General features: G+C 61.5%; 21 protein-coding genes and 1 pseudogene. 12 read left to right on the top strand and 10 right to left on the bottom strand.

Annotation, left to right across the window (positions count from 1 at the left end):
• Positions 1 to 7 precede the first annotated feature (7 nt).
• A complete protein-coding gene (locus FFI94_RS18000) occupies positions 8 to 1231 on the top strand; it encodes an MFS transporter (RefSeq protein WP_260684187.1) in 1224 nt (407 codons plus the stop codon).
• Here FFI94_RS18000 and FFI94_RS17995 read toward each other — a convergent pair.
• Together FFI94_RS17995 and FFI94_RS17990 are read right to left on the bottom strand one after the other, a co-directional pair.
• Positions 1221 to 2663 carry a PLP-dependent cysteine synthase family protein gene (locus tag FFI94_RS17995; RefSeq protein ID WP_138869036.1) on the bottom strand — a complete coding sequence of 481 codons (1443 nt, stop codon included), beginning with the start codon at positions 2661 to 2663 and terminating at the stop codon, positions 1221 to 1223. The genes FFI94_RS18000 and FFI94_RS17995 overlap by 11 nt on opposite strands.
• A gap of 256 nt (positions 2664 to 2919) precedes the next feature.
• The gene (locus tag FFI94_RS17990; protein ID WP_138869035.1) at positions 2920 to 4515 is read right to left on the bottom strand and encodes an ABC transporter substrate-binding protein; all 1596 of its coding nucleotides are present in this window, start codon (positions 4513 to 4515) and stop codon (positions 2920 to 2922) included.
• Positions 4516 to 4654: 139 nt separating this feature from the next.
• On the opposite strand from FFI94_RS17990, the gene FFI94_RS17985 reads away from it, so the two are divergent.
• Together FFI94_RS17985 and FFI94_RS17980 are read left to right on the top strand one after the other, a co-directional pair.
• Positions 4655 to 5452, top strand: a complete 798-nt coding sequence (locus tag FFI94_RS17985; RefSeq protein WP_138869034.1) for a TauD/TfdA family dioxygenase — start codon at positions 4655 to 4657, stop codon at positions 5450 to 5452.
• 221 nt (positions 5453 to 5673) lie between these two features.
• On the top strand, positions 5674 to 5946 hold the full coding sequence (locus FFI94_RS17980) for a hypothetical protein (RefSeq protein ID WP_221937757.1): 273 nt from the start codon (positions 5674 to 5676) through the stop codon (positions 5944 to 5946).
• 73 nt (positions 5947 to 6019) lie between these two features.
• Here the strand turns inward: FFI94_RS17980 and FFI94_RS17975 are convergent.
• Positions 6020 to 7011 (bottom strand): annotated as a pseudogene (locus FFI94_RS17975) (helix-turn-helix transcriptional regulator).
• 108 nt (positions 7012 to 7119) lie between these two features.
• Here FFI94_RS17975 and FFI94_RS17970 point away from each other — a divergent pair.
• Positions 7120 to 7545 (top strand): VOC family protein, encoded by a 426-nt coding sequence (locus FFI94_RS17970; protein WP_138869032.1) that lies wholly within the window; start codon positions 7120 to 7122, stop codon positions 7543 to 7545.
• 184 nt (positions 7546 to 7729) lie between these two features.
• On the opposite strand, the gene FFI94_RS17965 is transcribed toward FFI94_RS17970, so the two are convergent.
• The 5 genes from FFI94_RS17965 to FFI94_RS17945 form a co-directional block, all read right to left on the bottom strand.
• A complete protein-coding gene (locus tag FFI94_RS17965; RefSeq protein ID WP_138869031.1) occupies positions 7730 to 9337 on the bottom strand; it encodes an AMP-binding protein in 1608 nt (535 codons plus the stop codon).
• A gap of 159 nt (positions 9338 to 9496) precedes the next feature.
• Positions 9497 to 11263 carry an NAD(P)/FAD-dependent oxidoreductase gene (locus FFI94_RS17960; protein WP_138869030.1) on the bottom strand — a complete coding sequence of 589 codons (1767 nt, stop codon included), beginning with the start codon at positions 11261 to 11263 and terminating at the stop codon, positions 9497 to 9499.
• Positions 11264 to 11282: 19 nt separating this feature from the next.
• Positions 11283 to 12125, bottom strand: a complete 843-nt coding sequence (locus tag FFI94_RS17955; protein WP_138869029.1) for a mycofactocin-coupled SDR family oxidoreductase — start codon at positions 12123 to 12125, stop codon at positions 11283 to 11285.
• A gap of 127 nt (positions 12126 to 12252) precedes the next feature.
• Complete coding sequence (locus tag FFI94_RS17950; RefSeq protein ID WP_260684185.1) at positions 12253 to 13035, bottom strand: sensor domain-containing protein; 783 nt, start codon at positions 13033 to 13035, stop codon at positions 12253 to 12255.
• A complete protein-coding gene (locus tag FFI94_RS17945) occupies positions 13023 to 13964 on the bottom strand; it encodes a hypothetical protein (protein ID WP_138869028.1) in 942 nt (313 codons plus the stop codon). The genes FFI94_RS17950 and FFI94_RS17945 overlap by 13 nt, the downstream gene beginning before the upstream one ends.
• Positions 13965 to 14045: 81 nt before the next feature.
• Here FFI94_RS17945 and lspA point away from each other — a divergent pair, with 81 nt between their 5' ends.
• The 5 genes from lspA (at position 14046) to dnaE (ending at position 20807) form a co-directional block, all read left to right on the top strand.
• Positions 14046 to 14663, top strand: a complete 618-nt coding sequence (lspA, locus tag FFI94_RS17940; protein ID WP_397495569.1) for a signal peptidase II — start codon at positions 14046 to 14048, stop codon at positions 14661 to 14663.
• Positions 14660 to 15586, top strand: a complete 927-nt coding sequence (locus tag FFI94_RS17935) for an RluA family pseudouridine synthase (RefSeq protein ID WP_138869026.1) — start codon at positions 14660 to 14662, stop codon at positions 15584 to 15586. Before lspA ends, FFI94_RS17935 begins: the two co-directional genes overlap by 4 nt.
• On the top strand, positions 15583 to 16227 hold the full coding sequence (locus FFI94_RS17930) for a hypothetical protein (protein ID WP_138869025.1): 645 nt from the start codon (positions 15583 to 15585) through the stop codon (positions 16225 to 16227). The genes FFI94_RS17935 and FFI94_RS17930 overlap by 4 nt, the downstream gene beginning before the upstream one ends.
• Positions 16224 to 17171, top strand: a complete 948-nt coding sequence (gene rarD, locus FFI94_RS17925; RefSeq protein ID WP_138869024.1) for an EamA family transporter RarD — start codon at positions 16224 to 16226, stop codon at positions 17169 to 17171. The genes FFI94_RS17930 and rarD overlap by 4 nt, the downstream gene beginning before the upstream one ends.
• Positions 17172 to 17270: 99 nt before the next feature.
• Positions 17271 to 20807, top strand: a complete 3537-nt coding sequence (dnaE, locus tag FFI94_RS17920) for a DNA polymerase III subunit alpha (protein ID WP_138869023.1) — start codon at positions 17271 to 17273, stop codon at positions 20805 to 20807.
• 93 nt (positions 20808 to 20900) lie between these two features.
• On the opposite strand, the gene FFI94_RS17915 is transcribed toward dnaE, so the two are convergent.
• Positions 20901 to 21131 carry a hypothetical protein gene (locus tag FFI94_RS17915; RefSeq protein ID WP_138869022.1) on the bottom strand — a complete coding sequence of 77 codons (231 nt, stop codon included), beginning with the start codon at positions 21129 to 21131 and terminating at the stop codon, positions 20901 to 20903.
• Between the two features lie 175 nt (positions 21132 to 21306).
• Here FFI94_RS17915 and FFI94_RS17910 point away from each other — a divergent pair, with 175 nt between their 5' ends.
• The 3 genes from FFI94_RS17910 to ilvA all read left to right on the top strand — a co-directional run bounded on the left by FFI94_RS17910 (position 21307) and on the right by ilvA (position 24985).
• Positions 21307 to 21741 carry a nitroreductase family deazaflavin-dependent oxidoreductase gene (locus tag FFI94_RS17910; protein WP_138869021.1) on the top strand — a complete coding sequence of 145 codons (435 nt, stop codon included), beginning with the start codon at positions 21307 to 21309 and terminating at the stop codon, positions 21739 to 21741.
• A 66-nt stretch (positions 21742 to 21807) separates the two neighbouring features.
• Positions 21808 to 23583, top strand: coding sequence for a pyruvate dehydrogenase (locus tag FFI94_RS17905; protein ID WP_138869020.1), 1776 nt, complete (start codon positions 21808 to 21810; stop codon positions 23581 to 23583).
• Between the two features lie 46 nt (positions 23584 to 23629).
• Positions 23630 to 24985: a threonine ammonia-lyase IlvA gene (gene ilvA, locus FFI94_RS17900; RefSeq protein ID WP_138869019.1), complete on the top strand. Its 1356-nt coding sequence runs from the start codon at positions 23630 to 23632 to the stop codon at positions 24983 to 24985.
• Positions 24986 to 25004: 19 nt separating this feature from the next.
• On the opposite strand, the gene FFI94_RS17895 is transcribed toward ilvA, so the two are convergent.
• A complete protein-coding gene (locus FFI94_RS17895; protein ID WP_138869018.1) occupies positions 25005 to 25526 on the bottom strand; it encodes a TetR/AcrR family transcriptional regulator in 522 nt (173 codons plus the stop codon).
• Between the last annotated feature and the right edge of the window lie 81 nt (positions 25527 to 25607).

The raw sequence follows: 25607 nt of genomic DNA, 5'->3' as shown, positions 1-25607 counted from the left end.
TATCAAAATGCAACCAAATGAGGTGGAAATGGTCGATTGTGCCGCACGCCAAGTCGCGCCGGCCGGGCCGAGTATGTCTCGCAGATTGCGCATCGTGCTGGCCGTGCTTTGCGGTGTCGCTGTGGCGAACATGTATTACGCCCAGCCGCTTCTCGAACAGATCGGATCGGACCTTTCTCTTCCTACGGCAAGTCTCGGACTGATCGTCGCACTTGCACAACTCGGCTACCTGGTGGGGTTGATTGCGCTGGTACCGCTGGGAGACCTGGTGGACCGCAGGAAATTGATCGGACTCCAGATTGCCGCTGCTGCAACAGGAACACTGCTTGTCGCGTTCTCTGCCACGAACGTGCAACTCCTGATCGGCATCACTGTCGTAGGAGTGTTCTCGGTAGTCGTTCAAGTTATCGTCGCTTATGCCGCGGCGATCAGCGACCCCGACGAGCGAGGCGCAAATATCGGTGTCATCACAAGCAGCGTCGTGGTGGGCATCATCCTCGCCCGCACTGTGGCCGGGGTGGTTGCCGATCTGGCCGGTTGGCGCGTGGTCTACTTGGGGTCTGCTGTGATTTCCATCGTGATCGCCGCAGTTGCCTTGGCGATGTTGCCGAAAGATGTACGCCAGCAGCCGAAACAAGGCACGTATGTGCGCGCAATAGGGTCTGTCGTGACACTGACGGCCACGAACCGAGTATTTCGCACCCGTGCACTCATCGCTCTGTTCCTGTTCGCATCCTTCGGCGCACTCTGGAGCGGCATGGCGTTGCCGCTGAGCGAGGAATCGTGGCGGTTGTCGACAACACAAATCGGGCTGTTCGGTGTCGCCGGACTGGTAGGTGCACTGGGTGCGGTCGGCGCCGGCCGGTGGTCCGATCAGGGGAAAGGGCAACAAGTCACAGGTCTCTCCCTGGTCGTTCTCGTACTCTCATGGGTATTGAGCGGGCAGGCGATGCACTCCCTTGTTCTGCTCGCGGTCGGAGTGATCGCACTGGATTTTGCTGTCCAAGCTGTGCATGTGACAAGTCAGAACCTGATTGTCGCCGAAGCACCGGAATTGGCCGGCCGGATCATCGGCAGTTACATGGTGTTCTATTCGTTGGGCAGCGCAATCGGAGCGACCTCGACCACTATTGTTTTTCAGGCTGCTGGTTGGAGTGCTGCGAGCATTCTGGGTGGTGCGTACGCTACTGCGGCCCTGAGCGTATGGATCCTCGATCGACTCAGGGATTAATGAAAAGACGGCCAGGGGTCGTGAGTGTGACCGGCCCGGTGAAGTCGCTGACATCTGCGAGTCCGACGGCTGTGCCTGCGTCGGCAACGACGACGTAGCCGGTGTGCCCGGAGAGCCGACGTGCAGCTGCTGATGTCGGTTCCGTCAGCCCGATCGTGGGCAGAGGGGGTTCCACATGTGCGGTCACCGGTTCGGTATCGCGCGACCCGCTCAACCCTGCGGCACTCACGATCCCCAGGATTTCGGCGATCGGAACGGAGCCGCTGGCAGATCGCTCCAAGGCGACAGGTAGTGAATCGCGATTGCCGATCAGTTCTCGTGCCGCGGCGAGCGAGGCGGATGACGGGACGTAGTCGAAAGGGCGGTAGCGGTTCTGCAATGTGTCGCGGACGGTTGCGCCGGAAGTTTTGTGGTACAAGGGAAATCCGAGTGGACCGAGCCAGTCGTCATCGAAGTACTTGGAGAGGTACGCCCTCCCGGAATCCGGTGCAATCACGACGACTATGTCGTCCTTGCCGAGGTTGCGCGCCGCTCTCAAGGCCGCTGCCACCGCTACGCCGCTCGAGCCTCCCAGCAGCAGTCCTTCCTCGCGGGCCAGTCGATGCAGGGTGGAAATTGCTTCGACATCGGTGATCTGTTCGATCTGGTCCACGATCTCGGGGTGATAGGAGTCCGGCCAGTCGTCCTCCTCTGTCTGTGGATGCAGGAAGTGACCAACCGCTTCCACATACCAGGCGCGCCCGTCGCCGCCGCCGTAGACGGAGTGTTTCGGGTCGGCTCCGATGACGGATACCGTCCCACCGGACACTTCCTTCAGGTACCCGCCGGCCCCGGAAAGTGTTCCACCTGTTCCTATTCCGGCGACGAGATGACTTATCCGGCCCGAGGTCTGGTTCCAGATCTCCGGCCCAGTGGTGGTGCGATGAGCTGCCGGGTTGGCGGGATTGTCGTACTGCCCGGCCAGCCAGCCACCCGGAATTTCCTGAGCAAGGCGGGCCGCGACATTTCGGACGAATTCGGGATGATGCGAAGGGCGCCCACCCGGCGTCACCCGCACTTCTGCGCCATGTGCACGCAACAGAGCAATCTTCTCCACGCTTGTCTTGTCTGGCACCACGACAACGGTTCGATATCCACGTGAAGCTGCGATCATGGCCAAGCCGACGCCGGTGTTTCCTGATGTCCCTTCGACCACGGTTCCGCCGGGACGAAGATCACCCGAGGCCTCGGCGGCACGGATCATCGACAACGCGGCACGATCCTTCACGCTCCCACCGGGATTGAGGTATTCGAGCTTCACGTAGACCGTCGCGGCTACTCCCTCGGTCACGCTGTTGAGCCTGACGAGCGGGGTGTTTCCGATTGCATCTGCGACCGATTCGTACACACCGAGCGCGAGGGCGTCGGATTTCCGGTTGTCAGTTGTGACCATGAGAATTTCCTGACCCGTTCTCGATGTGACACAGCGTCTCGAAGACCCGTATCGGTGAAAGTGGTTGTCGTATCTTTCGATCTGAACCAGAGCACTGTGAGCACTCGGTCCTATGCCCCCCCAGTGGACAAGCGGACGACCGACCTGCGAAGTGCGACCGCGTCGCGTATTTCCCGGTCCGTTGCGGACGTACCTTCGGTGCACGAGTGGGTGCGGGTGCGTCGACTGTAGATGGGTTTTCGGTCATCGTTGGTGTCTAGTTTTCGATCCACGCGTCGACATACGACGGCCACCACGGTGCCTGGAAGGAAAGGCCGTGTATCTTCGGGCCTGCCGCCTGTGTCTGGCTGCCTTCGGTGGCAGGGAACGCGTATCCTTTTTCGACGATGATCTGCTGAATTTCGGCGGTTTGCGCGTTTCGCTTGGCTGGGTCGAGTTCGGTGCTCTGCGCCGTCAACAGGCCTTGTAGTTCGGGGTCGTAGTCCTTGGTGAAATACAGGCTGAATCCGGGGCTGAAGGATGACACCAGGACGTCAGGGTCAGGTCTTGTCAGGTTGCCGTACTGCAGTTGCCAGTTTCCGGATGTTCGGTTGGCGATCAGTTCGGCGGCGGTTACCTGGTCGATGCGAAGCTCGACACCGATCTTTTTCAGTTCTTGCTGGGCGAGCTCGTGAAGTGGCTTGTCGCTCGAGGCGCTGAATTGGATACTGACGGAAAGTTTCCGGCCGTCCTTCTCTCGTGTTCCGTCCGCGCTCGGTTTCCATCCGGCTGCGTCGAGAATTTCCTTCGCTTTTTCGGGGTTGTAGTCGAGATCTGCACCCAAGTCGGTGTAATTGGGGTGAGTTGAGGAAAGGATGCTGGTGGGTACTTTCTGATACTCGTCGAAGATGGTGTCGTGGATTTCGTTTCGATCAAGACCCAGTTGGATCGCCCTGCGCGCCGATTCGTCAGAGAGAACCGGATCTTTCACGTTTGCGAAATAGCTGTAGACGATACCGGCGGATGAGCGTGAGGCGATGTCGAATCCCTGGGCCGAGATGTTCGCGGAGTCGTTCGCCGGCACAGTGGTCGCGACTTGAATTTGATCGCTGAGAAGAGCTCCGGTGCGGACTGCGTTCTCAGGCAAGATCTGGAAGGTGATTCCGTCGAGGTAGGCCGGGCCGGTATGGGCGTTCTTCGGCGAGGACCACTGGTAGTCGTCGCGTCGTTTCACCTCGATCTTCTGGTCCTGGACAACATCGCTGATCACGAAGGGGCCACTGCCGATGACTCCGCCGGCAAGCCTCTCTTCCGGTGTCTTTGTGGTGATGGTCTCCGGGGCGATGATTCCCAGAGGCTTCTCTGAAAGTGCCTGCAGGAAACCGGCCTTGGGTTGGTTGAACTTTACCTCGATCGTGCGCGGGTCGACGACGGTCGATCCCTGATATCCCAGTAGATAGGCCGAGGACTGGAACGCTCTGCCTTGTTTACCGAGTTCGATGACGTTGTCGAAGTTCAACTTGACGGCTTCGGCATCGAACTTTTCGCCGTTGCTGAAGGTCACTCCGTCCTTGAGGTGGAAAATGTACGAGGTGCCGTCCGCGGAGACGTCCCAAGATTCTGCAAGCCAGGGCACGACCTCGCCGGTGCCCGGAAGTTGCTCGGTGAGATTGTCGACTACTTCGACGTTGGTGAAATTGCAGCCGGATGTCTGTGCCTTGTCCAATCCGCACGGTGCGATGATCCCGACTGTGAGATGGCCGCCGGAACGAGGTTCCGCCGCGACGGTTCCCGTTGCGTCGGAGGTGGCGCTGCAACTTGCGATGGCGGCAGTGGTGACTACGACCGCGAGGATCGACAATCCTCGTTTCATGAGTATCCCATTCTGTTTCGTATCTGACTGTCGTTCAACGATTGTCAAGGTACTGGTAACCACGCAGATTGCGTCGACTTCGAAAAGCGCTGATTCAAACTCTCGTTCGACGAACCTCGAGCACTTAGAGTCGTGGAGTATGACAACCACTTTGAATGAGTATCAGCTGCGCCGTACGGGAACTCGGTTCGGAGCGGAGATCAACGGAATTGATCTGAGAGTCCCTGTATCCGAGGGTATTCGAGAGTCGTTGGTTCGAGACTTTCGTGAACACAAAGTGCTTGTCTTTCGCGGGCAGCATCTGAGTCCTGATCAGCAAGTCGATGCGGTAAGGATCTTCGACGAACCGTTCGATCACCCCACAGCTGTGCGTCACAGTGAGAACCCGCTGGTCTATCCCTACGATGTGAAGACCACGGGCAAAGCCAGTACCTGGCATATCGGGGGACTGTGGCGAAATCCGCCCTTCTCGATTGAATCCTTGGTATTCGAGGAGGTTTCGGAACTCGGCGGCAATACATTGTGGGCAGATCTGCAAGCAGCGTACGACGATTTGTCGGAGCCGTACAAGGAGCTTCTCGAGGGAGTATCGGCGGTCTACGATTCCGATTCTCGGCACTATGCGCAGGGCGCAGAGAAGGGAAAGATCGAGACAACGATCGAACACCCGCTCGTGCGTCTCGACCGTAATGGTCGCAAAGGTCTGTTCATCAGCAGTAGCGCTTTGGGGTTGACGGGATTGCCGGAGTCCGAAGGACGATCGGTACTTGCCTTCCTCTTGTCGCACGCGTCATCCCCGCAATACACAATCAGGTTCGGTTGGAGTGCAGGAGATTTCGTGCTGTGGAACAATCTGGCCACTTGGCACTACGCCATCGACGACTACGGCACGGGCCCGCGCAGGTACCGAAAAGTGCTTGCTGCAGAAGCATCCTGAGTAACTGGCGAGGGCGTTCACTGAGCTGACTGGGTCTGAAGATTCTCATCGCTGGCGACTGCACAATTTGTGCGAAACACCGAGGAAGCGGACCGTTGGTAAGTCCGTTGATTTTCGAGGACGATCTCGTCGCGGTCTCCCACCGCCCACTATCGCAGGGTATAGCGGTTCCAGGGTACGTCTTTGTCGAGACCAAACGTCATGTGCGCGGACTGTCTTCGATGACCGAACGTGAAGCGTTAGCTGTTTCCCGTGCAGTCTGGTGCATTTCGGGGGTGCTCGAAGCGGAGTTGGTTCCGGAGTACGTATTTTCCGCCATCGCAGGCCGCAGTGTCTCCCATTTTCATCAGCACGTTTTCGTCCGCCCGTTCGGGACTCCGGATTCGGTGGTGTGGAACGACGTAGATTCCTGGGACGGAGCCCCTCGGGTCGATGAACACGCTCTAGGTCTTCTCTGTTGCCGCCTACGCACACGCTTCGAAGCGCGATATTGATCGTTCCGGCGCAGGGGCGCAACGATTTTCGGGATCCAGGGCAAGCTGTATCGAGGCGATTGGCGCGTCGAGGTCAGCTCTCACTGCTCTTACCGGCTGCGGCGTAGCGTGATGCGAGTGCCGTGAACGCTTCTGCGAGTTCGGGTGGGCTCACCACTTCGATGTCGGTGTCGAACTGCCCGATGGAAGACGCGAGTGCAATCCAGGACCACGACCCCATCTCGAGGCTGCACCGGCCGGAGTCGAGTTCTTCGACAGTTCCGTCGCCGGCGAACGGAGGACGCCGCGGGCCGGCAGGTTGAGGATGACTCGGCCGATGCACTGCCATGTATTGGCTTGTTCTGATCCTTTGAACCTGGCCGCTACGTAGTCGTGGACGGTGCCGCCCGGGATCTGCCGGGGCGTGAAACGCGGGCCGGCAGGTATGCGCGGGGTAATGCGATCAGCCCGGAAGATGCGCCAGTCGCCTCGATCGAGATCCCAAGCGACCAGATACCATCGGCTGTTCGAGGCGACCAGATGGTGCGGTTCAACCTGTCGCGGTGGCTGCGGTGCGCTGGAGTGTTCGTGCGCTCGACGGCTCGCATAGTCGAAGCGCAACATTGTGTGTGCGCGAATTGCCGTGGACAGTGCAACGAGCACATCGGGGGAGACCGATTCTGAGGCGGATCCGGAAGTCCTGGGGATGGCGGTGAATTCGATGGCGTCGAGGCGGTGTCGAAGTCGGGGTGGCATCACCTGCCTTACCGTGGTGAGGGCGCGTACCGCGCTTTCTTCGATTCCTGCGCCCGAGACGGTGGCTGCCTGAAGTGCGAGCGTGAGAGCAATGGCTTGATCGTCGTCGAAAAGAAGCGGAGGAAGTTCGGTACCGGCATCGAGGCGGTAACCGCCATCGGGTCCCTTCGCTGCCTGGATTCGGTAACCCATCTCGCGCAACCGGTCTATATCTCGTCTCACCGTGCGATGGCTGATGTCCAGTCGGTCGGCGAGGATCTGGCCCGGCCAATCGCGTCGCGTTTGCAGAAGTGACAGCAACAGCAGCAGACGCGATGTCGGTGAGCTCATATTGCAACTCTAGTTTCAGTAGAGGACAGGATCTGACCTCTACTGCTGAGAAGCTGTCTGTCACCGGGGGATCAGCCTCGGCAATCACGCGAGTATCCAGGAGCAAGCATGACTGTCACCACCACCCCGCATCTCAACTTCCGCGGCGACGCCCGTGCAGCATTGGAGTTTTATCACTCTGTGTTCGGAGGTCAGCTCGTCGTCCTCACCAATGAAGACGCTCACAGCGTGGAGGCGCCTGCGGAGGCGCAGCACGTCAAGTTCGGCCAGGTATTGGGCGAGAACGGTTTTCAGATCATGGCCTACGATGTCCCGGCGAGTCTCGCCTACGACCAGGGCGAGAAGTCACTTTTCGTTTCCGTTCGCGGCGACTCGGTCGAGCAGATCGAGGAGCTGTGGGGCAGGCTGATGGAAGGCTCCACGATCGTCGAGGACCTGGCGCCGTCGTTCTTCTCCCCGGCGTACGGAATGCTCAGGGACGCTTTCGGTGTTGTGTGGGTGCTCGACGTCGCTGCCGCGTACAACCCAGCCTGACTTTCATCGCCGCGGGTGCGGCAGCAGAGGTTGGGGTCATGGAGTTGAGCCGGCCTCTGCGCGGGTGTGGGTAATGACGCGAACTCGGTTTCACAGGGTTGATGCGGTGGAGCGGGTTGATGCGGTGGAACCGAGGACGCGTCCTTACCTTTCGGCACTGGATCGCTCTAGGTGCGACTAGATGTTAAGTGGATGCCAGTGTCGTCGCCCAGCGGTAGTCCGCTTTGCCGGCCGGAGTGCGCTTGACTTCCTCGACCAGCACAATTGTGCGCGGGATCTTGTATCCGGCCAACGTCTTACGGCAGTGTTCCTGAACGGCCTCGAGGGTTAGTTCTGGCGAGTCGGGATAGGTCGCGATCACCGCTGCAACTTGCTGCCCCATACGCTCGTCCGGTGCGGGGACGACAAGCGCATCGACAATCGACGGGTGTGCGTGAAGGGTTGCCTCGACTTCTTCGGCAAAGACCTTCTCACCGCCGGTGTTGATGCACTGCGAGCCACGGCCGAGGAAGACGATGGTGCCGTCTGCTTCCACCTTGCCCATGTCGCCGAGCACCGACAGGCGGGTGCCGTCGGGACGGGTCGGGAACGTCCGTGCAGTCTTCTCCGCATCCTTGTAGTAACCGAGCGGGACGTTGCCGATTCGCGCGATGTAGCCCACGTCCTCGGATCCGGCAGGAATCTCGTCGAGGCGTTCGTCGACCAGGATCATGTTCGGGGACGGCGGCATTCGCAGATTGCCGGCCTCGTCGACGGAGAAGGCGCCGTCGTTACCGGTTTCCGAAGCGCCGAAGTTATCTCGCAAGAGCAGGTCCGGCTTCACTGCCAGCATGCGCTCCCGAACACTGACGGACCAGATTGCGCCACCCGACGTGATCGAGAACAGGGAGCTGAGATCGACCTCGCCCTGGCGTCGTTCCATCTCGTCTACCAACGGTAACCCCATACCGTCGCCGACGATCAGGATCACCTGTACTGCGTCTTTTTCGATGGCTTCGACGACCTTCTTCGGATCGAAGTCGCGCCGAAGAACCACGCGAGCACCGAGGGTGAAGAAAGTGAAAAGCGAGTACAACGCGGCGCCATGCATGAGAGGGGCGGCGATGAGGAACGAAAGTTCGGGAAATTCCTTTGCAGCACTGGCAATCTCGGCAAGATCCTGACGGGTACCCTCGCCGTACGGGTTTCCGCCGGAGAGGGGTTTACGGAAGAAGTCGTCGTGCCGCCACATGACACCTTTCGGGTATCCGGTCGTCCCTCCTGTGTACAGCAGGTACAGGTCGTCGCCCGAACGGGAATCGAACTCTCCTTCGGGTGACATGTCGCGACTCTCGGCGAAGGAAAGCACGGAAATTTCGTGTGCTTTCGCGGCGGCGGTCAGTTCGGCGGCGATGTCGCCGATCACGATCACTGTCCGCACCATCGGGCACGCATCGAAGAGTGAAGCAAGCACACGCTGATGCTCGGGAAGTTCGACGACCACCGCAACCGAGTCGGAGTTGGTGAAAATGTATTCGAGTTCGGCGGGTGTGTATCGGTAGTTCACGTTGATCGGGACCGCGCGGATCTTGATCAGTCCGAGGATCGACGTGACATGGTCGACGCTGTTCTTCAGGAACAGGGCCACATGCTCGCCGGGGGAGATACCTGCCCGCGCGAGTAGGTGTGCGGTCCGGTTGGCCTCTGCGTCCAGCTGGGCGTAGGAGAGGTTCTCGCCCTCATAGCTCAATGCAATACGGTCAGGTACTGCGCTGGCGACCGTCTCGAAAACGTCTGCGAGGTTGAACTGCATCGTCATTCCTTTCAAGCCTTTCAAGGGCAGCGCCACGATGTCGAGGCGAATGAACCTGAATCTAGAACACGTTCCAGGGGGTTCGAAGCAAAACGAACTGATGAGTTTCTCGGCCGGTCTGCGTGCTCGTCGTCGAACTGCGGCCGGCGACGCTGGTTGTCAGTCGAGCGTGGGCAGGGCTATACCTGCCAGGTCCGCTGTGATCTGCAGCGCGAGGTACTTGCTGTAGTTGCGCACGAGCATGAAGTTGCCGCCGTGGATCCAGAATCGGTCGTGCCCGGACGCGCGCCAGACTGATTGCAGTTCACCCTCGTCGTCCAGATCCCAGACCGGTCCGCAGGCGTCGGCTACGGCGTCGCCGAGGACACGTCGTGCGGTGTCGAGAATGCCGCGGTATCCGGTCGCGCACACGATGGTGTCGGCGCGGACGTGGGTGCCGTCGGACAGGATCAGCCCGTCCGAGACCAACCGCTCGACCGTCGCCCCCGATACCAACCCGATGCTGCCGTCGGCGATGAGCGGGGAGGCGCCGACGTCGATGTAGTAACCGCCGTTGCGGGTCAGGAACAGCATCATGACTCCGGTGCCGTCCACGCCGTCGGAGAGCGCGAAACCCTTGGCTGCGAGGGCATCGAGCAGTTCGCGGTCGTCCTCGGCCATTGCGGCGGAGCCATACCGCAAAGCTGCGAGAAATTGGGGATCGAGCCTCGCGGCCGACGCATCGAGCAGATCGGCCACGTCCGTGGACGTGTGTTCGCCGTAGCGCATCCGGCCACGATCGGACAGGGTGTGCCCACTGACCACGTGTGTGGGTCCGCGCTGGATCAGCGTCACGTGTGCACCCGACTCGTAGAGATCCTGCGCGATGTCGTGGCCGCTGTTGCCCGTTCCGATCACCACGGTGTGGGTTCCGCGGCGTGCGGGTTCGGTGCGATATCGGCTCGAATGCAGCAGTTCGCCGGCAAAGTTCTCGGCGCCTGCAAATTCTGGAAGGACAGGTTCGGTACCGCTGAGACCGGTGGCGAGAACCACGTGCTGCGGATTCAGCGTGCGCCGCGTGCCGTCGCGATCGACGACAACGCTCCAGCGTCGCTCGACGGGGTCGAAGGTTGACTCTACGATCTCCGACCGCGTCCACACATTCAAATCCAGCGCGCGGGAGTATATTTCGAGCCAGTCGCCCATCTTGTCCTTTGGCGTGAAAACCGGCCAGGACGATGGGAACGGCATCAGCGGAAGATGATTCGACCAGACAGCGTCGTGCAACACCAGCGAGTCGTAGCGCCCGCGCCAGTTGTCGCCGACTCGATCGGCGCGGTCGACCAGCAGTGTTCTGACTCCGAGTACACCGAGTTGAGCGGCGAGTGCCAGGCCCGAGTGACCGGCGCCGATGACGAGGACATCCGGATCGCCGTCGTGGCACTCGAGTTCACGGGTGCGCCGTGCCGACCAGTACTCCGGATGATCGCCTGCGCCGTCCGGTCGATGCTCGCCGGTAGTCGGTTCGTGCCCCGTCAGGGTGTCCAGAGCGGTGAGCAGGTTCCGGGCCCGCCAGGCGCCGTCGTCGAAGATCAGACGGGCAACACCACGAACATGACCGAGATCGGTGTCGAAACGGAACAGTAGTTGGACCGTAGATCCGGACAGTGTGGGAACCAGCGCTGGTGCGGCAGCCGGATCGAGGTGCTCGCCGCGCACGTGCTGTTCTACGGCCGATGCGACCAGCGACTCGATCCTCGTGCTGCCGTTCAGGCTTCGCAAGTCGCCGGATAAGGCAAGCAGGTCGCGCCACCACACGTCGGAGTGCAGAACCGTCGCGGCGCCGGCGCCGGTGCGGAGGAGATCGGCAAAATGGGAGAGCCATTGTCGTGCCGTCGCTTCGACTGCGACCGTGTCTAGCTCGGGAGAATCCAATTGTGTTGTCATAACCGCACTTTCCTTGAAATCAGCGGGTAGTGAATCCGGCGTCGACCTTGAGTTCGGTGCCGGTGACGTAGCGGGCCTCGTCCGAAGCCAGAAAGAGGACCGCATTGGAGACGTCGATCGACTCAGCCCAGGGGACGGGCAACGCATTGGTACCGGTGAACAGCGGCGCCACCTGTTCCTTGGTCGGATTCCGGACGCCGGGCAAGAAGAGGTTGAAGCAGCGTTCATTCATGATCATGTCGGTATCGGTTGCGCCCGGGTGCACGGTGTTCGCCCGAATTCCGTATTCGCCGAGTTCGCTGACGAGTGTCCGCATCAATCCGACCACAGCATGCTTGCTGGCGGCGTAAGCACCGGCGTTGCGCGTGCCCTTGATTCCGGCAGTCGAACTGGTGATAACTATCGATCCGCCGTCGCCCTGCTCGATCAAGTGCGGAGCGGCAGCTTTGCAGGTGTGCCACACGCCCTTGAGATTGACGTCGAGTACGTCGTCCCACTCGTCTTCGGTAATCCGGTGTGCCGGTTCGCCACTGATGAAGACTCCGGCGTTTGCCACCACGATGTCGACGCGGCCGAGTTCCGCGACTCCGCGGTCGAGCAGCGTGCGCACCGAGTCGAAGTCGCGGACATCGGCAATTCCGGCGTGGATGCGACGCCCGGTTTTCTCGACGAGCCGAACGGTCTCGGCGAGGTCGTCCGCCGTGGCGGGAGGATAGAACCGAGTGACTGTATCGATGCCGTCGGCGAGATCGAGGGCGATGATGTCGGCGCCCTCTTCGGCAAGTCGGAGTGCGTGACTGCGGCCCTGGCCACGTGCTGCGCCGGTGATGAAGGCGACTTTCCCTGCTAGCCGTCCGGGCATTCTGCTCCTTCTGTCCGACTACGTTGTCGTCCGGAAGGTAACGAGGATCACAGTTACTTCAGCCTGGCACTCCCGTTCAGTAGGACAGAATCCGAAAGGTTCGCGAGAGTGTCTCCGGCCGTACTGATTACGCGGCCGGAGTTCGCAGGCGCTCCACGGCGGTGCCGGCCATCGATCCCAGAACCTCGGGTGCGATGGGCGTCGGCGCTGTCGCCGAAATTTGGGTCAGGTTGGATCCCGCGGCGGCGACGACTACGTCGGCGACAAGTGTGAATCCTTCACTCGCCGTCATGATTCGGTAGGAGAACGACGCGTCACCGACGGTCGGCTGATACCCCGCCCCCACCTGATATGTGATGTTGATGCCGTCGGCATCCGTACCGGTGAATTGGCTGCACGACGTCACAGTCTGCTGCATGGTTTCGAATGCTGCGGCGGCCGCGGCGCCGTCGGCGAACGATGCGCTGTCCTGATCGATGCTCGTGAAATCGGGGCCCGTGAACATCTTCGAGATCGAGGACACGGACCCGGGAACTTGCGTGGCGATCGGTGCGAGCACAGCGGCACACGCGGCGGGATCGGTACTGGACTTGTCGGATTCCGACGTGGCGGGCGCCGGCGCGAGACCCAGATCCTCGACCGGATCCGGCACGATGTCGAAATCCGCCGGAAGTTCGCTCAGCGTGAGCACGGTCTGCGCCAACGCGACCTTGTCCAGGGGAGTGCCGGTGAGCGCGGTCGGGACAGGTGCCGCGCTGAACGGGGCGAGGGCAACGCCGGGTACCGGCGTCGAAACAGGCGTCGAATCCGGGGCTGTCGGAGAGGATGTTTCGGATCCGCACCCACCCACGAAGAGAACAGCCACCGCGCCGAGTCCAGCGACGACGCGACGCGACATCACGATGTCCACCGAATGTTGTTGGTAATGCTCTGCCGGATGACAGAGGTGCCGTCCGGGTCGCTGTAAGCCTGGTCGCCGCCGACGGACAGTTCGCCGCTGACGGGAAGTGGCAGGTTCAAATCGATGGTCATGGTTCCGGACCCGGCCATCACGTACTGATCGATGTCGAGTGTTCCGGCGTTGCCGGCGAGATTCCAGACGTTGCTCTGCGGGGACTGTGACAGTTCCACAGCCAGGGTGAGGCGGTCGCCGTCACGCGCAGTCACGGTGACGGTTGTTGTCTGATCAAGCTGTATCTCACTACTGACGTCTTGTTTCACCACCCACCGTGCGCCGACGCCGACGGGCTCCGTCGGCAGTGCAACTGCGCGATACACCGCTTGGCCGAAGGCCTGTTCGATTGCCGCCCGGGCAGAATTGGCCGACCCGGCTGACGGGCGTAACCGAAGTGCTGTGATGGCCCCGGATTCGGTGACGGTCAAACCGGCCCCGGAACCTTCGGCGCCTCCGAGCGCTGCCTGGAGCGTCTCGTCCGGCGTCGTCATGCCGGAGAGGGTGAGATCAACCACGGCTGTCGAATTCTCGGGAGAGGCGGCCGTCGTCACGACGGCATTGAGCGGAATGGTGACTTCAGGCGAGGAGATGTCCTGAACCGGCTGCTGATCGATCTGCTGGCGCACATCCGTTGACGTAACCAGAGTTGTTGCCTGAGTGGTTCCGGCGAGCAGGTTCATCCGCAGGCTCTGCCTGGGCTCACTGCCCGCGTCGAGTACCTCGACGGTAGCCACAGTCACGGGGACGGTGAACTCGGTCGGAGTCGCCGAAGGCGTATCGGGCGACTGCTCGGGGTCGCCGCATGAGGTGAGAACGGTGACGAGAGCAAGGGCGGCGGCGAACACATACGGAACGCGCCGGCCGGAGATAGACAACTGTGGCACGCGCTCCAGGCTAACCGCTTCGCCGGAGTGCCCGGTCGGGTCGGGGAGCGCGTGCGTGCAGAGCAGCGGACATAGGGGATGATGGTGGGCGTGAGTACAGACCACCCAGACCGAGATCTCAGCGCGGAGGATCAGCCGATTACCGATTTGTCGAAGTCCGCATCACCGACAAGACCACGACGGTTGGCGATGCTGATCGCCATCGCGGCAGTCATCCTGATCGCGGACGTTCTGACGAAGGTCTGGGCTGTGGCTGCGATCACGCCGGGCAAACCAATCGAAATCATCGGCGACGTCGTCACTTTCACGCTGGTCCGTAACCCCGGTGCGGCGTTCTCCATGGCAACGTCCATGACGTGGATCCTCACGTTGGTTGCGATCGGCGTTGTCATCGGAGTGATCAAGATCGGTCGCACCCTGCGGTCACCGTGGTGGGCGCTGGGTCTGGGTTTGGTGCTCGGTGGCGCACTCGGCAACCTCATCGACAGATTGTTCCGCGCCCCGGGCTTCATGCGCGGACACGTCGTCGACTTCATGTCCATCGGCTGGTGGCCAGTGTTCAACATCGCAGATTCCGCGATCGTCTGCGGAGCCATTCTGTTGGTCGCCTTGACTCTGTTCGGGTTCGAACCCAACGGCGAGCGCCTCCGCAGTGACAAGTCCAACGCTTCCAGCGAGGACCAGGGGGAGAGCAAATGAGGGAATCGCGTTCGATGCCGGTGCCCGACGGACTCGACGCGATGCGCGTCGACGCCGGTTTGGCGCGCTTGCTCGGTCTCTCTCGAACGGTCTCGGCCAACCTTGCGGAAGAAGGTTCGGTACTGCTCGACGGTGTTGCCGTCGGTAAGTCCGATCGGTTGACCGCAGGTTCGTGGCTCGAAGTTGTCCTGCCCGAGCCGCCGCGTCCGCTGACCGTGGAAGCAACACCGGTCGAGGGCATGGAAATTCTCTACGCGGACGATGATGTTGTTGCCGTGGACAAGCCGGTCGGCGTCGCCGCGCATGCGAGTGTGGGGTGGACCGGTCCGACGGTCATCGGCGGGCTTGCCGCCGCAGGTTTTCGGATTTCGACGTCGGGCGCACACGAGCGTCAGGGCATTGTTCACAGGCTGGATGTCGGCACGTCCGGTGTCATGGTTGTTGCCACGTCCGAGCGGGCATACACGGTGCTCAAGCGGGCTTTCAAGCAGCGCACCATCGACAAGCGTTACCACGCATTGGTCCAGGGGCACCCCGATCCGAGTAGCGGAACAATCGACGCTCCGATCGGGCGGCACCACGGGAACGACTGGCGTTTTGCCGTCACCGCCGACGGCAAGGCGAGCGTGACGCATTACGACACCATCGAGGCATTTCAGGCGGCAAGTCTGCTGGACGTGCATCTCGAAACGGGCCGGACACACCAGATTCGCGTGCACTTCTCCGCGCTGCGGCACCCGTGCTGTGGCGACCTGACGTACGGAGCGGACCCCCGCCTTGCCGAGCGGTTGGGACTCGAGCGGCAGTGGCTTCATGCTGTGTCTCTCGGGTTTGCGCACCCGGCGGACGGGCGCTGGGTCGAGATCAAGAGCAAGTACCCGAAGGACCTCGAACATGCGCTAGAGGTACTTCGATCCGCATGAGCGCGCGAGCAGTCGGTTCCGCGCTGGCGGGAATGGCAATTGTTGCGCTCGTAGTCGGGGTCGGCCTGCTGAATCCGGTTCGCACCCCACCGGTGGGAACCGATTCACTGGGCCCCGACGGTGGCGAACTGGTATCCGATTACCTCGAACGGGCGCGTGAAACACTGGACACGGTCGAGGAGTCCGCGTGGGCCCTCGCATCGTTTGCCGCGCCGATGACTGCGGACGATGTGATAGCGGCCACTCCCGGAGTACGCGTGTCCGAGGTGCTGTTCCGAGTCTCGCTCGACCGAGTTCAGACTCCACTGGTCGTGATCGCGGTACCGGACAACAACGAAGCGATTCGGCGATCTCCCGGAGCCGCGGCGACTCGACTTGCTGCCATGTCGGGGGTCGACGAACGGCAGAAACGGGTCGCGGAAGTCTCGAGTCTTCAGTTGTCTCAGGGGTGTGCGTGCGCGATCGGCGCCGTCGTGCACGGCAGCGCGAAGGATCTCGCAGCGCTGGCGGGCACGCCGCCGATCCGAGCGCTCGAAGCACTCCCCGCAGACGGCACTCCGTGGCGCGCAGCCCTTCGGCCGCTGTTGCCGGAGTACGTGGATGTTGTTCGGGTTGGACCGGATGACGGACCGGTGCCATGAGTGCCGATGAAGTAGTGGAGTCCGCTGTTTCGACGAAATCCGGCTCGAGTTCGGGTATCGCGTTCGGCGTCGGGGCCTTCTTGGTGTGGGGAACGTTTCCGGCGTTCTTCGGATTGCTCGATTTTGCCGACCCGCTCGAGGTTCTCGCCCACCGGGTGGTGTGGACCCTTGTTCTGATGCTGATCGTGTTGGCGGTTCTCGGCCGACTCGCGTCTCTTCGGGGAATCAGTGGGCGAACGTGGTTGCTGGTCGCGGCAGCGTCGGCGGCGATCGCAGTCAACTGGGGCATGTACATCTACGCGGTGGTGTCGGGGCGAGTGGTGGAAGCCGCGCTCGGATACTTCATCAATCCGTTGGTGACCGTATTGCTCGGTGTCGTGATCTTCCGGGAGCGACTGCGGCGTGCACAGATCGCGGCTCTGGTGCTCGCAGCGACGGCGGTAGTGGTGATCACCGTCGACTACGGCAAACCGCCGATTGTTGCGCTTGTTCTGGCCGGGTCGTTTGCGACCTACGGACTGATCAAGAAGGTGGTTCCGCTCGACCCACGAACCAGCCTGACGGCAGAGGGCGTCGTAGCTGCTCCGTTCGCGGTGGGGTACCTCCTCTTCCTCGGTCTCACCGGCGCCGGCTCGTTTGTATCCGGTGGCACGGGGCAAAGCCTGCTCCTCTTGGCAGCTGGTCCTGTGACGGCTTTGCCGCTGTTGCTGTTCGGTGTTGCCGCGCAGCGAGTGAAACTCTCCACGATGGGCATGTTGCAGTACCTGACACCGGCACTGCAGATGATGTGGGGCGTCGCGGTGATGCACGAGGACATGCCGGCGTCGCGTTGGATCGGGTTTGCGTTGATCTGGCTGGCGCTGGTGATCTTCACGACAGACATCATCCGCGCGAATCGGCGTTCACAGGGGTCGATGGCGTCCAAGCAGGAGCCGCTCCCGTAATTCACCTCGCGCCGTGCTCCGGTCAATCGATCGGTCGCCGACTCTGTCGGTAGCGGGGCATAGACTCGTCCAAGCTCCCAGACTTTCAGAGAGGCGCACGTGGCTGACTCGTTCGTTCATCTTCACAATCACACCGAGTACTCGATGCTCGACGGCGCGGCCAAGGTCGGCGCCATGTTCGAGGAGGCTAACCGGCTCGGCATGACCGCTGTCGGCATGACCGACCACGGAAACATGTACGGCGCCAGCCAGTTCTACAACGAGGCGGTCAAGGCCGGAATCAAGCCGATTATCGGGATCGAGGCGTACATCGCGCCGGAATCCCGGTTCAACACCAAGCGTGTGTTGTGGGGCGATCGTAGCCAGAAATCCGACGACGTCTCCGGTAGTGGCGCGTACACGCACATGACGATGGTCGCGGAGAACGCGACGGGTCTGCGCAATCTCTTCAAACTGTCTTCGCTCGCGTCCATCGAGGGGCAGTTGGGTAAATGGCCGCGTATGGACGAGGAGCTCATCGCCTCGCATGCCGAGGGCATCATCGCCACCACGGGTTGCCCGTCCGGTGAGATCCAGACGCGCCTGCGGCTCGGTCACGAGCGCGAGGCTCTCGAAGCTGCCGCGAAGTGGCAGGAGATCTGGGGCCCGGACAATTTCTTCCTCGAGGTGATGGACCACGGTCTGTCGATCGAGCGTCGGGTGCGCGAGGGTTTGCTCAATATCGGTCAGCAGCTCGGCATTCCGCCGCTCGCGACCAACGACTGCCATTACGTGACCAAGGATGCGGCCGAGAACCACGAGGCGCTGCTCTGCATCCAAACCGGTAAAACGCTCTCGGATCCCACGCGTTTCAAGTTCGACGGCGACGGCTACTACCTCAAGTCAGCCGCCGAGATGCGCGCGATCTGGGACAGCGAAGTTCCGGGAGCCTGCGACAACACCGTAACGATCGGCGAGCGCGTCCAGTCCTACGAGGACGTGTGGAAGTTCCACGACCGGATGCCGATCTTCCCCGTTCCCGAGGGCCACACACAGCAGACGTTCCTGCGCGCCGAGGTCATGCGCGGATTGGATCGGCGTTTCCCCAGCGGCCCGCCCGAGGAGTACCTCGCGCGTGCCGACTACGAGATCGGCGTCATCAACGAGATGGGCTTCCCGGCCTACTTCCTCGTGGTCGGTGACCTCATCAACCACGCCAAGGCAGTGGGCATCCACGTCGGACCCGGCCGTGGATCCGCGGCCGGTTCATTGGTGGCGTACGCGATGGGTATCACCAACATCGACCCGCTTCCGTACGGCCTGCTGTTCGAGCGATTCCTCAATCCCGAGCGTGTGTCGATGCCTGATATCGATATCGACTTCGACGATCGCCGTCGCGGCGAGATGGTGCGTTACGCCACGGAGAAGTGGGGAGAGGACCGCGTCGCTCAGGTCATCACCTTCGGCACCATCAAGACCAAGGCAGCCATCAAGGACTCCGCTCGCGTGCAGTTCGGCAAGCCCGGTTTTGCCATTGCCGACCAGATCACCAAGGCATTGCCGCCGCCGATCATGGCCAAGGACATCTCGGTGTCCGGTATCACCGATCCCAAGCACGAGCGGTACAAGGAAGCAGCCGAGGTTCGCTCACTCATCGACTCCAGCCCGGATGTCGCGAAAATCTACAAGACCGCGGTGGGTCTGGAAGGTCTGATCCGCAACGCGGGTGTGCACGCCTGTGCCGTGATCATGTCGTCCGAACCGTTGATGGACGCGATTCCGGTGTGGAAGCGCGCGCAGGACGGCGCCATCATCACGGGCTGGGATTACCCGTCGTGTGAGGCCATCGGCCTGCTCAAGATGGACTTCCTGGGTCTGCGAAACCTCACCGTCATCGGCGACACCCTCGAGAACATCAAGGCCAACCGCGGCATCGACATCGATCTCGACACGTTGCCGATGGACGACCCAGCCACGTACGAACTGCTGGCCCGCGGCGACACCCTTGGCGTGTTCCAGCTCGACGGCGGCGGCATGCGTGAGCTTCTGAAACTGATGCAGCCCACCGGTTTCGGCGACATCGTGGCCGCATTGGCGCTGTACCGGCCGGGTCCGATGGGTGTGGACGCCCACATCTCGTACGCCAAACGCAAGAATGCACTCGAAGAAGTCAGCCCGATTCACCCCGAACTGGAAGAGCCGCTCGCGGAGATCCTGTCGGAGACGTACGGCCTGATCATCTACCAGGAGCAGATCATGCAACTGGCACAGAAGGTCGCCGGGTACACCCTGGGCCAGGCCGACCTGCTGCGCCGCGCCATGGGTAAGAAGAAGCTGTCCGAACTGGAGAAGGCGTACGCCGGTTTCCGTCAGGGCATGTTGGACAACAACTTCAGCGAAGCCGCCATCAAGGCACTGTGGGACACCGTTCTCCCGTTCGCCGGCTACGCGTTCAACAAATCGCACTCCGCCGGCTACGGGCTCGTCTCGTTCTGGACCGCGTACCTCAAGGCGAACTATCCGGCCGAGTACATGGCCGGTCTGCTCACCTCCGTCGGCGACGACAAGGACAAGTCCGCCGTCTATCTCGCCGACTGCCGCAAGATGGGCATCACCGTGCTGCCGCCGGACGTCAACGAGTCGCGGGTCGACTTCGCGACGGTGGGGGAGGACATCCGCTTCGGAATGGGGTCGGTGCGCAACGTCGGCGCCAACGTGGTGGCATCCATCATCAAGGCGCGCACGGAGAAGGGAAAGTTCACCGACTTCTCCGACTATCTCGGCAAGATCGACGCGATGGCGTGCAACAAGAAGGTCACCGAATCTCTCATCAAGGCAGGCGGATTCGACTCTCTCGAACATCCGCGCAAGGGCCTGATGTTGGTACACGCGGACGCCATCGATGCCGTCATGAGCACCAAGAAGGCCGAGGCCATCGGGCAGTTCGATCTGTTCGGCGGGTCCGAAGTGGACGAGTCCATCGCGTCGGTGTTCGACGTTCGGATTCCCGAAGAGGAGTGGGAAACCAAGCATCGTCTTGCGCTCGAACGAGAAATGTTGGGGCTGTACGTTTCCGGGCACCCACTCAACGGCGTCGAACACATTCTCAAGCAGCAGTCCGACACTTCGATCGCCTCGATCCTCGACGGTGGTGTTCAGGACGGGGCGCAGGTCACGCTGGGCGGCATCATCGCGTCGGTCGATCGCCGAGTAAACAAGAACGGCCTCACGTGGTGCATCGTGCAACTCGAGGATCTGGTCGGCGGCATCGAGGTGCTGTTCTTCCCGCAGGCGTACGCCGTGTACGGAATGGACATCGCGGAGGATGCGATCGTGCTGGTCAAGGCGCGGGTATCCATCCGAGATGACCGAATGTCGTTGATCGGCAACGATCTTGCGGTGCCGGATCTTTCGGCTATCGGCGTGGCACGACCGCTCTCGGTGTCGTTGCCACTGCGTCAATGCACCAAGGACAAGCTGGGTGCGCTCAAGCAGATTCTGACTCGCCACCCCGGAACGTCGGATGTGCATGTCCGATTGATCGGAAGTAACGAGATCACGATGTGGAAGGTCGACGACGTCCTTCGGGTAGAGCCGTCGTCGGCGCTGATGGGCGATCTGAAGGCTCTGCTGGGGCCCGGCTGCCTAGCGGTCTAGGGCCATAGACAAAAATCGTCTCGCTTACTTGGGAAGCAGGTAAGCGAGACGCTTTTGTTTTTGTTGGAGATCGGATCGTGCGGAGTGAGAGATTCAGCTACGGGAGTAGTAGTTTCTGCGAACCCACCACGTAACCACTGCGGCGGCTGCGGCGGTGAGAACGGCCGGCTGCATCGATGTGGTGATCGCGAGGATGGCAACAAAGACGATCAGACCGATTGCCAGCGCCTCGAGTTTGTACAGCGGCCACAGGGTGCCGGCAATGTCGACGCTGTTGTCGGTGGTGCGGCGTGACACGCGAGTATCGAAACCTGCGGTTGTCATGAGGTCACCTGCCGTCTCTGTGGTTAATTCTGGGGTCCGTGCTGGACTTTAAGGGTATCCAGATAGCTGGTTTCGGGCAAGCGAACTTTATTGATGGGTGCCTCACTGTATCGATCAACGTGCAGTGTGCGTGTTGCGGTGGCCAAGGTCAGGCAGTCGGTGTTCACTGGTACCCATGCCAATTACAGGTGAATACGAACCCAGTCCCGCTACGTGGGCAGCAGATCAGGTCGCACAGATCGAGAACTCCGGCGGCACCGAGGGGAACGAACTCAACGGGATGGCCGTTGTCATCCTCACGACCGTCGGCGCAAAGTCCGGCAAGGTGCGCAAGACGCCATTGATGCGCGTCGAGCACGACGGGAAATATGCCGTCGTTGCGTCCTTGGGTGGCGCGCCCAAGAACCCCGTCTGGTACTACAACGTCAAGGCGAACCCCAATGTCACATTGCGTGACGCGACGCAGGTCTTCGACATGGTTGCGCGTGAGGTAACGGGAGACGAAAAGGCGATCTGGTGGGAGCGCGCGGTTGAGGCGTTCCCCGATTACGCGAACTATCAGAAGAAGACAGACCGAGAGATTCCGGTGTTCGTGCTCGAACCCAAGTAGTTGCTCGAATACAGGCAGTTCAGAAATGTAGGTAGTTCAGAACCGACGTAGCGTCACGGAGGCCTGATGAGTCCGAAATCTGTTGCAGATCAATTGGTTCAACAGCTCGTGGATGCCGGGGTTTCCCGGATCTACGGCATCGTGGGAGACAGTCTCAATCCTGTGGTGGACGCCGTGCGGCGCACCGGTGGTTCTGCCAAGGGTGGTATCGACTGGATTCATGTTCGTCACGAAGAAGCGGCCGCATTCGCGGCTGCGGCCGACGCCCAGATCACCGGCGAGTTGGCCGTGTGTGCGGGCTCGTGCGGACCGGGGAATCTGCATTTGATCAACGGACTCTACGACGCACATCGCTCGGGCGCGCCGGTCCTGGCGATTGCGTCGCACATTCCGAGTGCTCAAATTGGTATGGGCTATTTCCAGGAAACCCATCCCGAGCGGATTTTCATCGAGTGTTCGAGCTATACCGAACTGATCAGCACGGCGGCTCAGGCGCCGCGTGTGGTCCAGTCGGCGATCACGCACGCGGTTGCCCGGAGGGGGGTGTCCGTGATCGTCCTTCCCGGCGACATTGCAGACTGCCCGGTCGAGGGAGAGCCGCCGACGCTGGTCGCGACGCGTCGTCCGACATTGGTGCCGGATGCCGGTGACGTGCGCGCACTGGCAGATGTGATCAATGCGTCGCGGAAGGTGGCGATCTTTGCCGGAGCGGGAGTGCGAGGTGCCCGCGACGAAGTGCTCGCACTGGCAGAGGCGGTCGGCGCTCCGATCGGGCACACGCTCCGCGGTAAGGAGTGGATTCAGTACGACAATCCCTATGACGTGGGCATGACCGGTCTGCTCGGTTACGGCGCGGCCCACGACGGTATGCACGGTGCCGACTTGTTGCTGCTGATCGGTACGGACTTTCCGTACGACCAGTTCTTGCCGCACACCGTCCGGACCGCACAGATCGATTCTGCCGCAGAGAAATTGGGGCGTCGAACCAGCCTTGATCTGGCGGTCCACGGAGATGCTGCCGCCACACTGGCGGCATTGATTCCCCAGGTGGACCGGAAGTCGGATCGAGCGTTCCTCGATGACATGCTCGAGGTGCACAGCACGTTGATGACCAAAGTTGTCGGGGCGTATACCGATCCCGTGAAACAGCGCACTCCGATTCACCCCGAGTATGCGGCGTCGATCCTCGACGACCTCGCCGCCGAGGATGCGATCTTCACCGCGGATACGGGAATGTGCAACGTCTGGACGGCGCGCTATCTCAATCCCAACGGATCGCGGCGATTCCTGTCGTCGGCGCTGCATGGGTCGATGGCTAATGCCTTGCCACACGCGATGGGTGCGCAGTGGGCAAGTCCGGGTCGCCAGGTCATTTCGGTATCCGGTGACGGCGGTCTGTCGATGCTGTTGGGCGAGTTGGTGACAGTGGCGATGTACAAGTTGCCGATCAAAATCGTCGTGTTTAACAACTCCACGCTCGGAATGGTCAAGCTCGAGATGCTGGTGGACGGTCTGCCTGATTTCGGAGTCGACGTTCCCGCCGTCGACTACGCGGGTGTCGCGGCGGCGCTGGGGATCTTCTCCCGGCGGATCGAGAATCCCGCCGACATCGAGTCCGGTTTACGTGCGGCACTCGATCACGACGGCCCGGCATTGGTTGATCTTGTGACGGATCCACTGGCATTGTCGTTGCCGCCCACCATCACCGGTGGTCAAGTCAAGGGCTTTGCCCTTGCGATGTCAAAGATGGTGATGAACGGTGGCGTCGGTGAAGCCGTTCAGATGGCGAAGTCGAATCTACGGAATGTGCCGCGTCCATCGCAGTTCAATCCGAGAGGATAGGTGACCGCGGTGGGAACCTTGCGCCCGGACGTGCAAAAATGGCGGAGTGTCTAACTCGCCCGATGTCGTAGCTACCAAGTCCACTCTGCCCGCGCTCGATGCGCGGGAAATCGACGCGGCCATCGAGCGAATTCAGGACGTTATTGCGGCTACACCGTTGCAGTACAGCGAGCGTCTGTCTGAGCTGACCGGCGCCAAGGTCTACCTCAAGCGTGAAGACCTGCAAGGTGTGCGTTCGTACAAGATCCGCGGTGCCTACAACCTCATGTCCCAGCTGACCGAGGCGGAACGTGCGGCCGGCGCCGTCACTGCCAGTGCCGGAAATCATGCCCAGGGTGTTGCGTACGCGTGCCGCACCATGGAGATTCACGGACGGATCTACGTTCCGGCTAACACCCCGAAGCAGAAGCGTGACCGTATCCGCGCTCACGGCGGCGATTTCGTCGAACTGTTCATGGTGGGGGAAACGTACGACGCGGCGGCTGCCGCTGCGGCCGAGGATGTCGCCCGGACCGGCGCCACGATGGTTCCGCCGTTCGACGATGTGCGTACCGCCGCGGGGCAGGGGACCATTGCCGCGGAAATCCTGAATCAATTGGACGGCCCCCTCGACGCGATTGTTGTTCCGGTCGGCGGCGGTGGGTGCATCGCCGGCATTGCCACGTACCTGCACGAGCGTTCGCCGAAGACGTCGATCGTTGGCATCGAACCTTCGGGTGCGGCGTCCATGACAGCTGCACTGGTTGCCGGCGCTCCGGTGACGCTGCCCGTCGTCGATCCGTTTGTGGACGGCGCTGCGGTCAAGCGAATCGGTGACGTTCCGTTCGAGGTGGTGTCGAGGCTCGGGGCTGCCGTGGTTTCGCACGCGTCGTTGCCGTTGGTTGCCAAGCAGTTGGCCGCGATTCCGGGTACCGGATCGTTTGTCGTGAACCAGATCGACGAAGGCGCCATCTGCACGGCGATGCTCGAGATCTATCAGAACGAGGGCATCATCGCCGAACCTGCGGGAGCGCTTTCCGTTGCGGCCCTTCAGAATTTGACGCTCGAACCCGGTTCCACCGTGGTGTGCCTGATCTCGGGCGGTAACAACGACGTCTCCCGCTACGGCGAAATTCTCGAGCGATCACTGGTGCATCTGGGTCTCAAGCACTACTTCTTGGTGGACTTCCCGCAGGAGCCGGGCGCGTTGCGCCGTTTCCTGTCCGAGGTTCTGGGTCCCGACGACGACATCGCGTTGTTCGAGTACGTCAAGCGCAACAACCGGGAGACCGGCGCCGCGCTCGTGGGTATCGAATTGGGTTCTGCTGACGGGTTGGCGTCGTTGCTCGAGCGGATGGAGCGTGCCCCGATGCAGTCCGAGCGACTGGAGCCGGGAAGCCCGGCCTATCGCTATCTGACGTAATTCCTCGTGCGCCGGGTGGTCACGGCAGTAGACGCTCGACCACCTGGCGATGGAGTTCGGGATCGGGCTGGGGGAGTCCGAGCATCGCCGCGAGGTAGAGGCCGTCGCCGACAAGGCGGACGATCTCGGCTTGAACGGGGTCGGAGATCTCCGTCTGTAGACCTTGATCCCAGCTACGCATCACCTCGGTGACAGCCTTCTGGATTTCGTCGTGCTGCCCGTCGACGGTGCGAAGTGCGGCGATGATCGAACGGAACAGGCCTAAGTCTTCGTCTTCGTTCGCGTCCGGAATGTGTAGATAGAACTCTGTCACCGACGTTCCCCCGGCAATGGCGTCCGCAAGCTGCTGATCGGAGCGTTCGCCGAGTCTGCGAACCATGGCCGCGAGGAGAGCTTCCTTACTGGGGAAGTGGTACAGAAGTCCGCCCTTGGATACTCCTGCCTGAGCGGCGACTGCCTCGAGGGTTACCTGTGCGACCCCGTTGACCAGCAGTAACTTCTCCAGTGCGTCGAGAATGCGATCGCGTGTGCCTTCAGCCATGTGATGAAACTGTACCGGGAAATAACTTTACCGCCCAGACGGTTCACTGTTAGTGTCAACACCACTGTACCGGCTGGACGG

The organism is Rhodococcus sp. KBS0724 (assembly GCF_005938745.2).
GTDB lineage: Bacteria > Actinomycetota > Actinomycetes > Mycobacteriales > Mycobacteriaceae > Rhodococcus_F.
The sequence above is the reverse complement of the archived record's forward strand: the minus strand, read 5'-3'. Positions and strand labels throughout refer to the sequence as shown.

Coding starts and splice junctions, on each gene's coding strand:
- FFI94_RS17985 (WP_138869034.1), top strand. CDS start 4,655: ATGACAACCACTTTGAATGAGTATCAGCTGCGCCGTACGGGAACTCGG.
- FFI94_RS18000 (WP_260684187.1), top strand. CDS start 8: ATGCAACCAAATGAGGTGGAAATGGTCGATTGTGCCGCACGCCAAGTC.
- FFI94_RS17930 (WP_138869025.1), top strand. CDS start 15,583: ATGAGCGCGCGAGCAGTCGGTTCCGCGCTGGCGGGAATGGCAATTGTT.
- FFI94_RS17955 (WP_138869029.1), bottom strand. CDS start 12,125: ATGCCCGGACGGCTAGCAGGGAAAGTCGCCTTCATCACCGGCGCAGCA.
- FFI94_RS17995 (WP_138869036.1), bottom strand. CDS start 2,663: ATGGTCACAACTGACAACCGGAAATCCGACGCCCTCGCGCTCGGTGTG.
- FFI94_RS17905 (WP_138869020.1), top strand. CDS start 21,808: ATGAGTCCGAAATCTGTTGCAGATCAATTGGTTCAACAGCTCGTGGAT.
- FFI94_RS17990 (WP_138869035.1), bottom strand. CDS start 4,515: ATGAAACGAGGATTGTCGATCCTCGCGGTCGTAGTCACCACTGCCGCC.
- FFI94_RS17960 (WP_138869030.1), bottom strand. CDS start 11,263: ATGACAACACAATTGGATTCTCCCGAGCTAGACACGGTCGCAGTCGAA.
- FFI94_RS17980 (WP_221937757.1), top strand. CDS start 5,674: ATGACCGAACGTGAAGCGTTAGCTGTTTCCCGTGCAGTCTGGTGCATT.
- rarD (WP_138869024.1), top strand. CDS start 16,224: ATGAGTGCCGATGAAGTAGTGGAGTCCGCTGTTTCGACGAAATCCGGC.
- FFI94_RS17910 (WP_138869021.1), top strand. CDS start 21,307: ATGCCAATTACAGGTGAATACGAACCCAGTCCCGCTACGTGGGCAGCA.
- lspA (WP_397495569.1), top strand. CDS start 14,046: ATGGTGGGCGTGAGTACAGACCACCCAGACCGAGATCTCAGCGCGGAG.
- FFI94_RS17915 (WP_138869022.1), bottom strand. CDS start 21,131: ATGACAACCGCAGGTTTCGATACTCGCGTGTCACGCCGCACCACCGAC.
- FFI94_RS17970 (WP_138869032.1), top strand. CDS start 7,120: ATGACTGTCACCACCACCCCGCATCTCAACTTCCGCGGCGACGCCCGT.
- FFI94_RS17935 (WP_138869026.1), top strand. CDS start 14,660: ATGAGGGAATCGCGTTCGATGCCGGTGCCCGACGGACTCGACGCGATG.
- FFI94_RS17895 (WP_138869018.1), bottom strand. CDS start 25,526: ATGGCTGAAGGCACACGCGATCGCATTCTCGACGCACTGGAGAAGTTA.
- FFI94_RS17965 (WP_138869031.1), bottom strand. CDS start 9,337: ATGCAGTTCAACCTCGCAGACGTTTTCGAGACGGTCGCCAGCGCAGTA.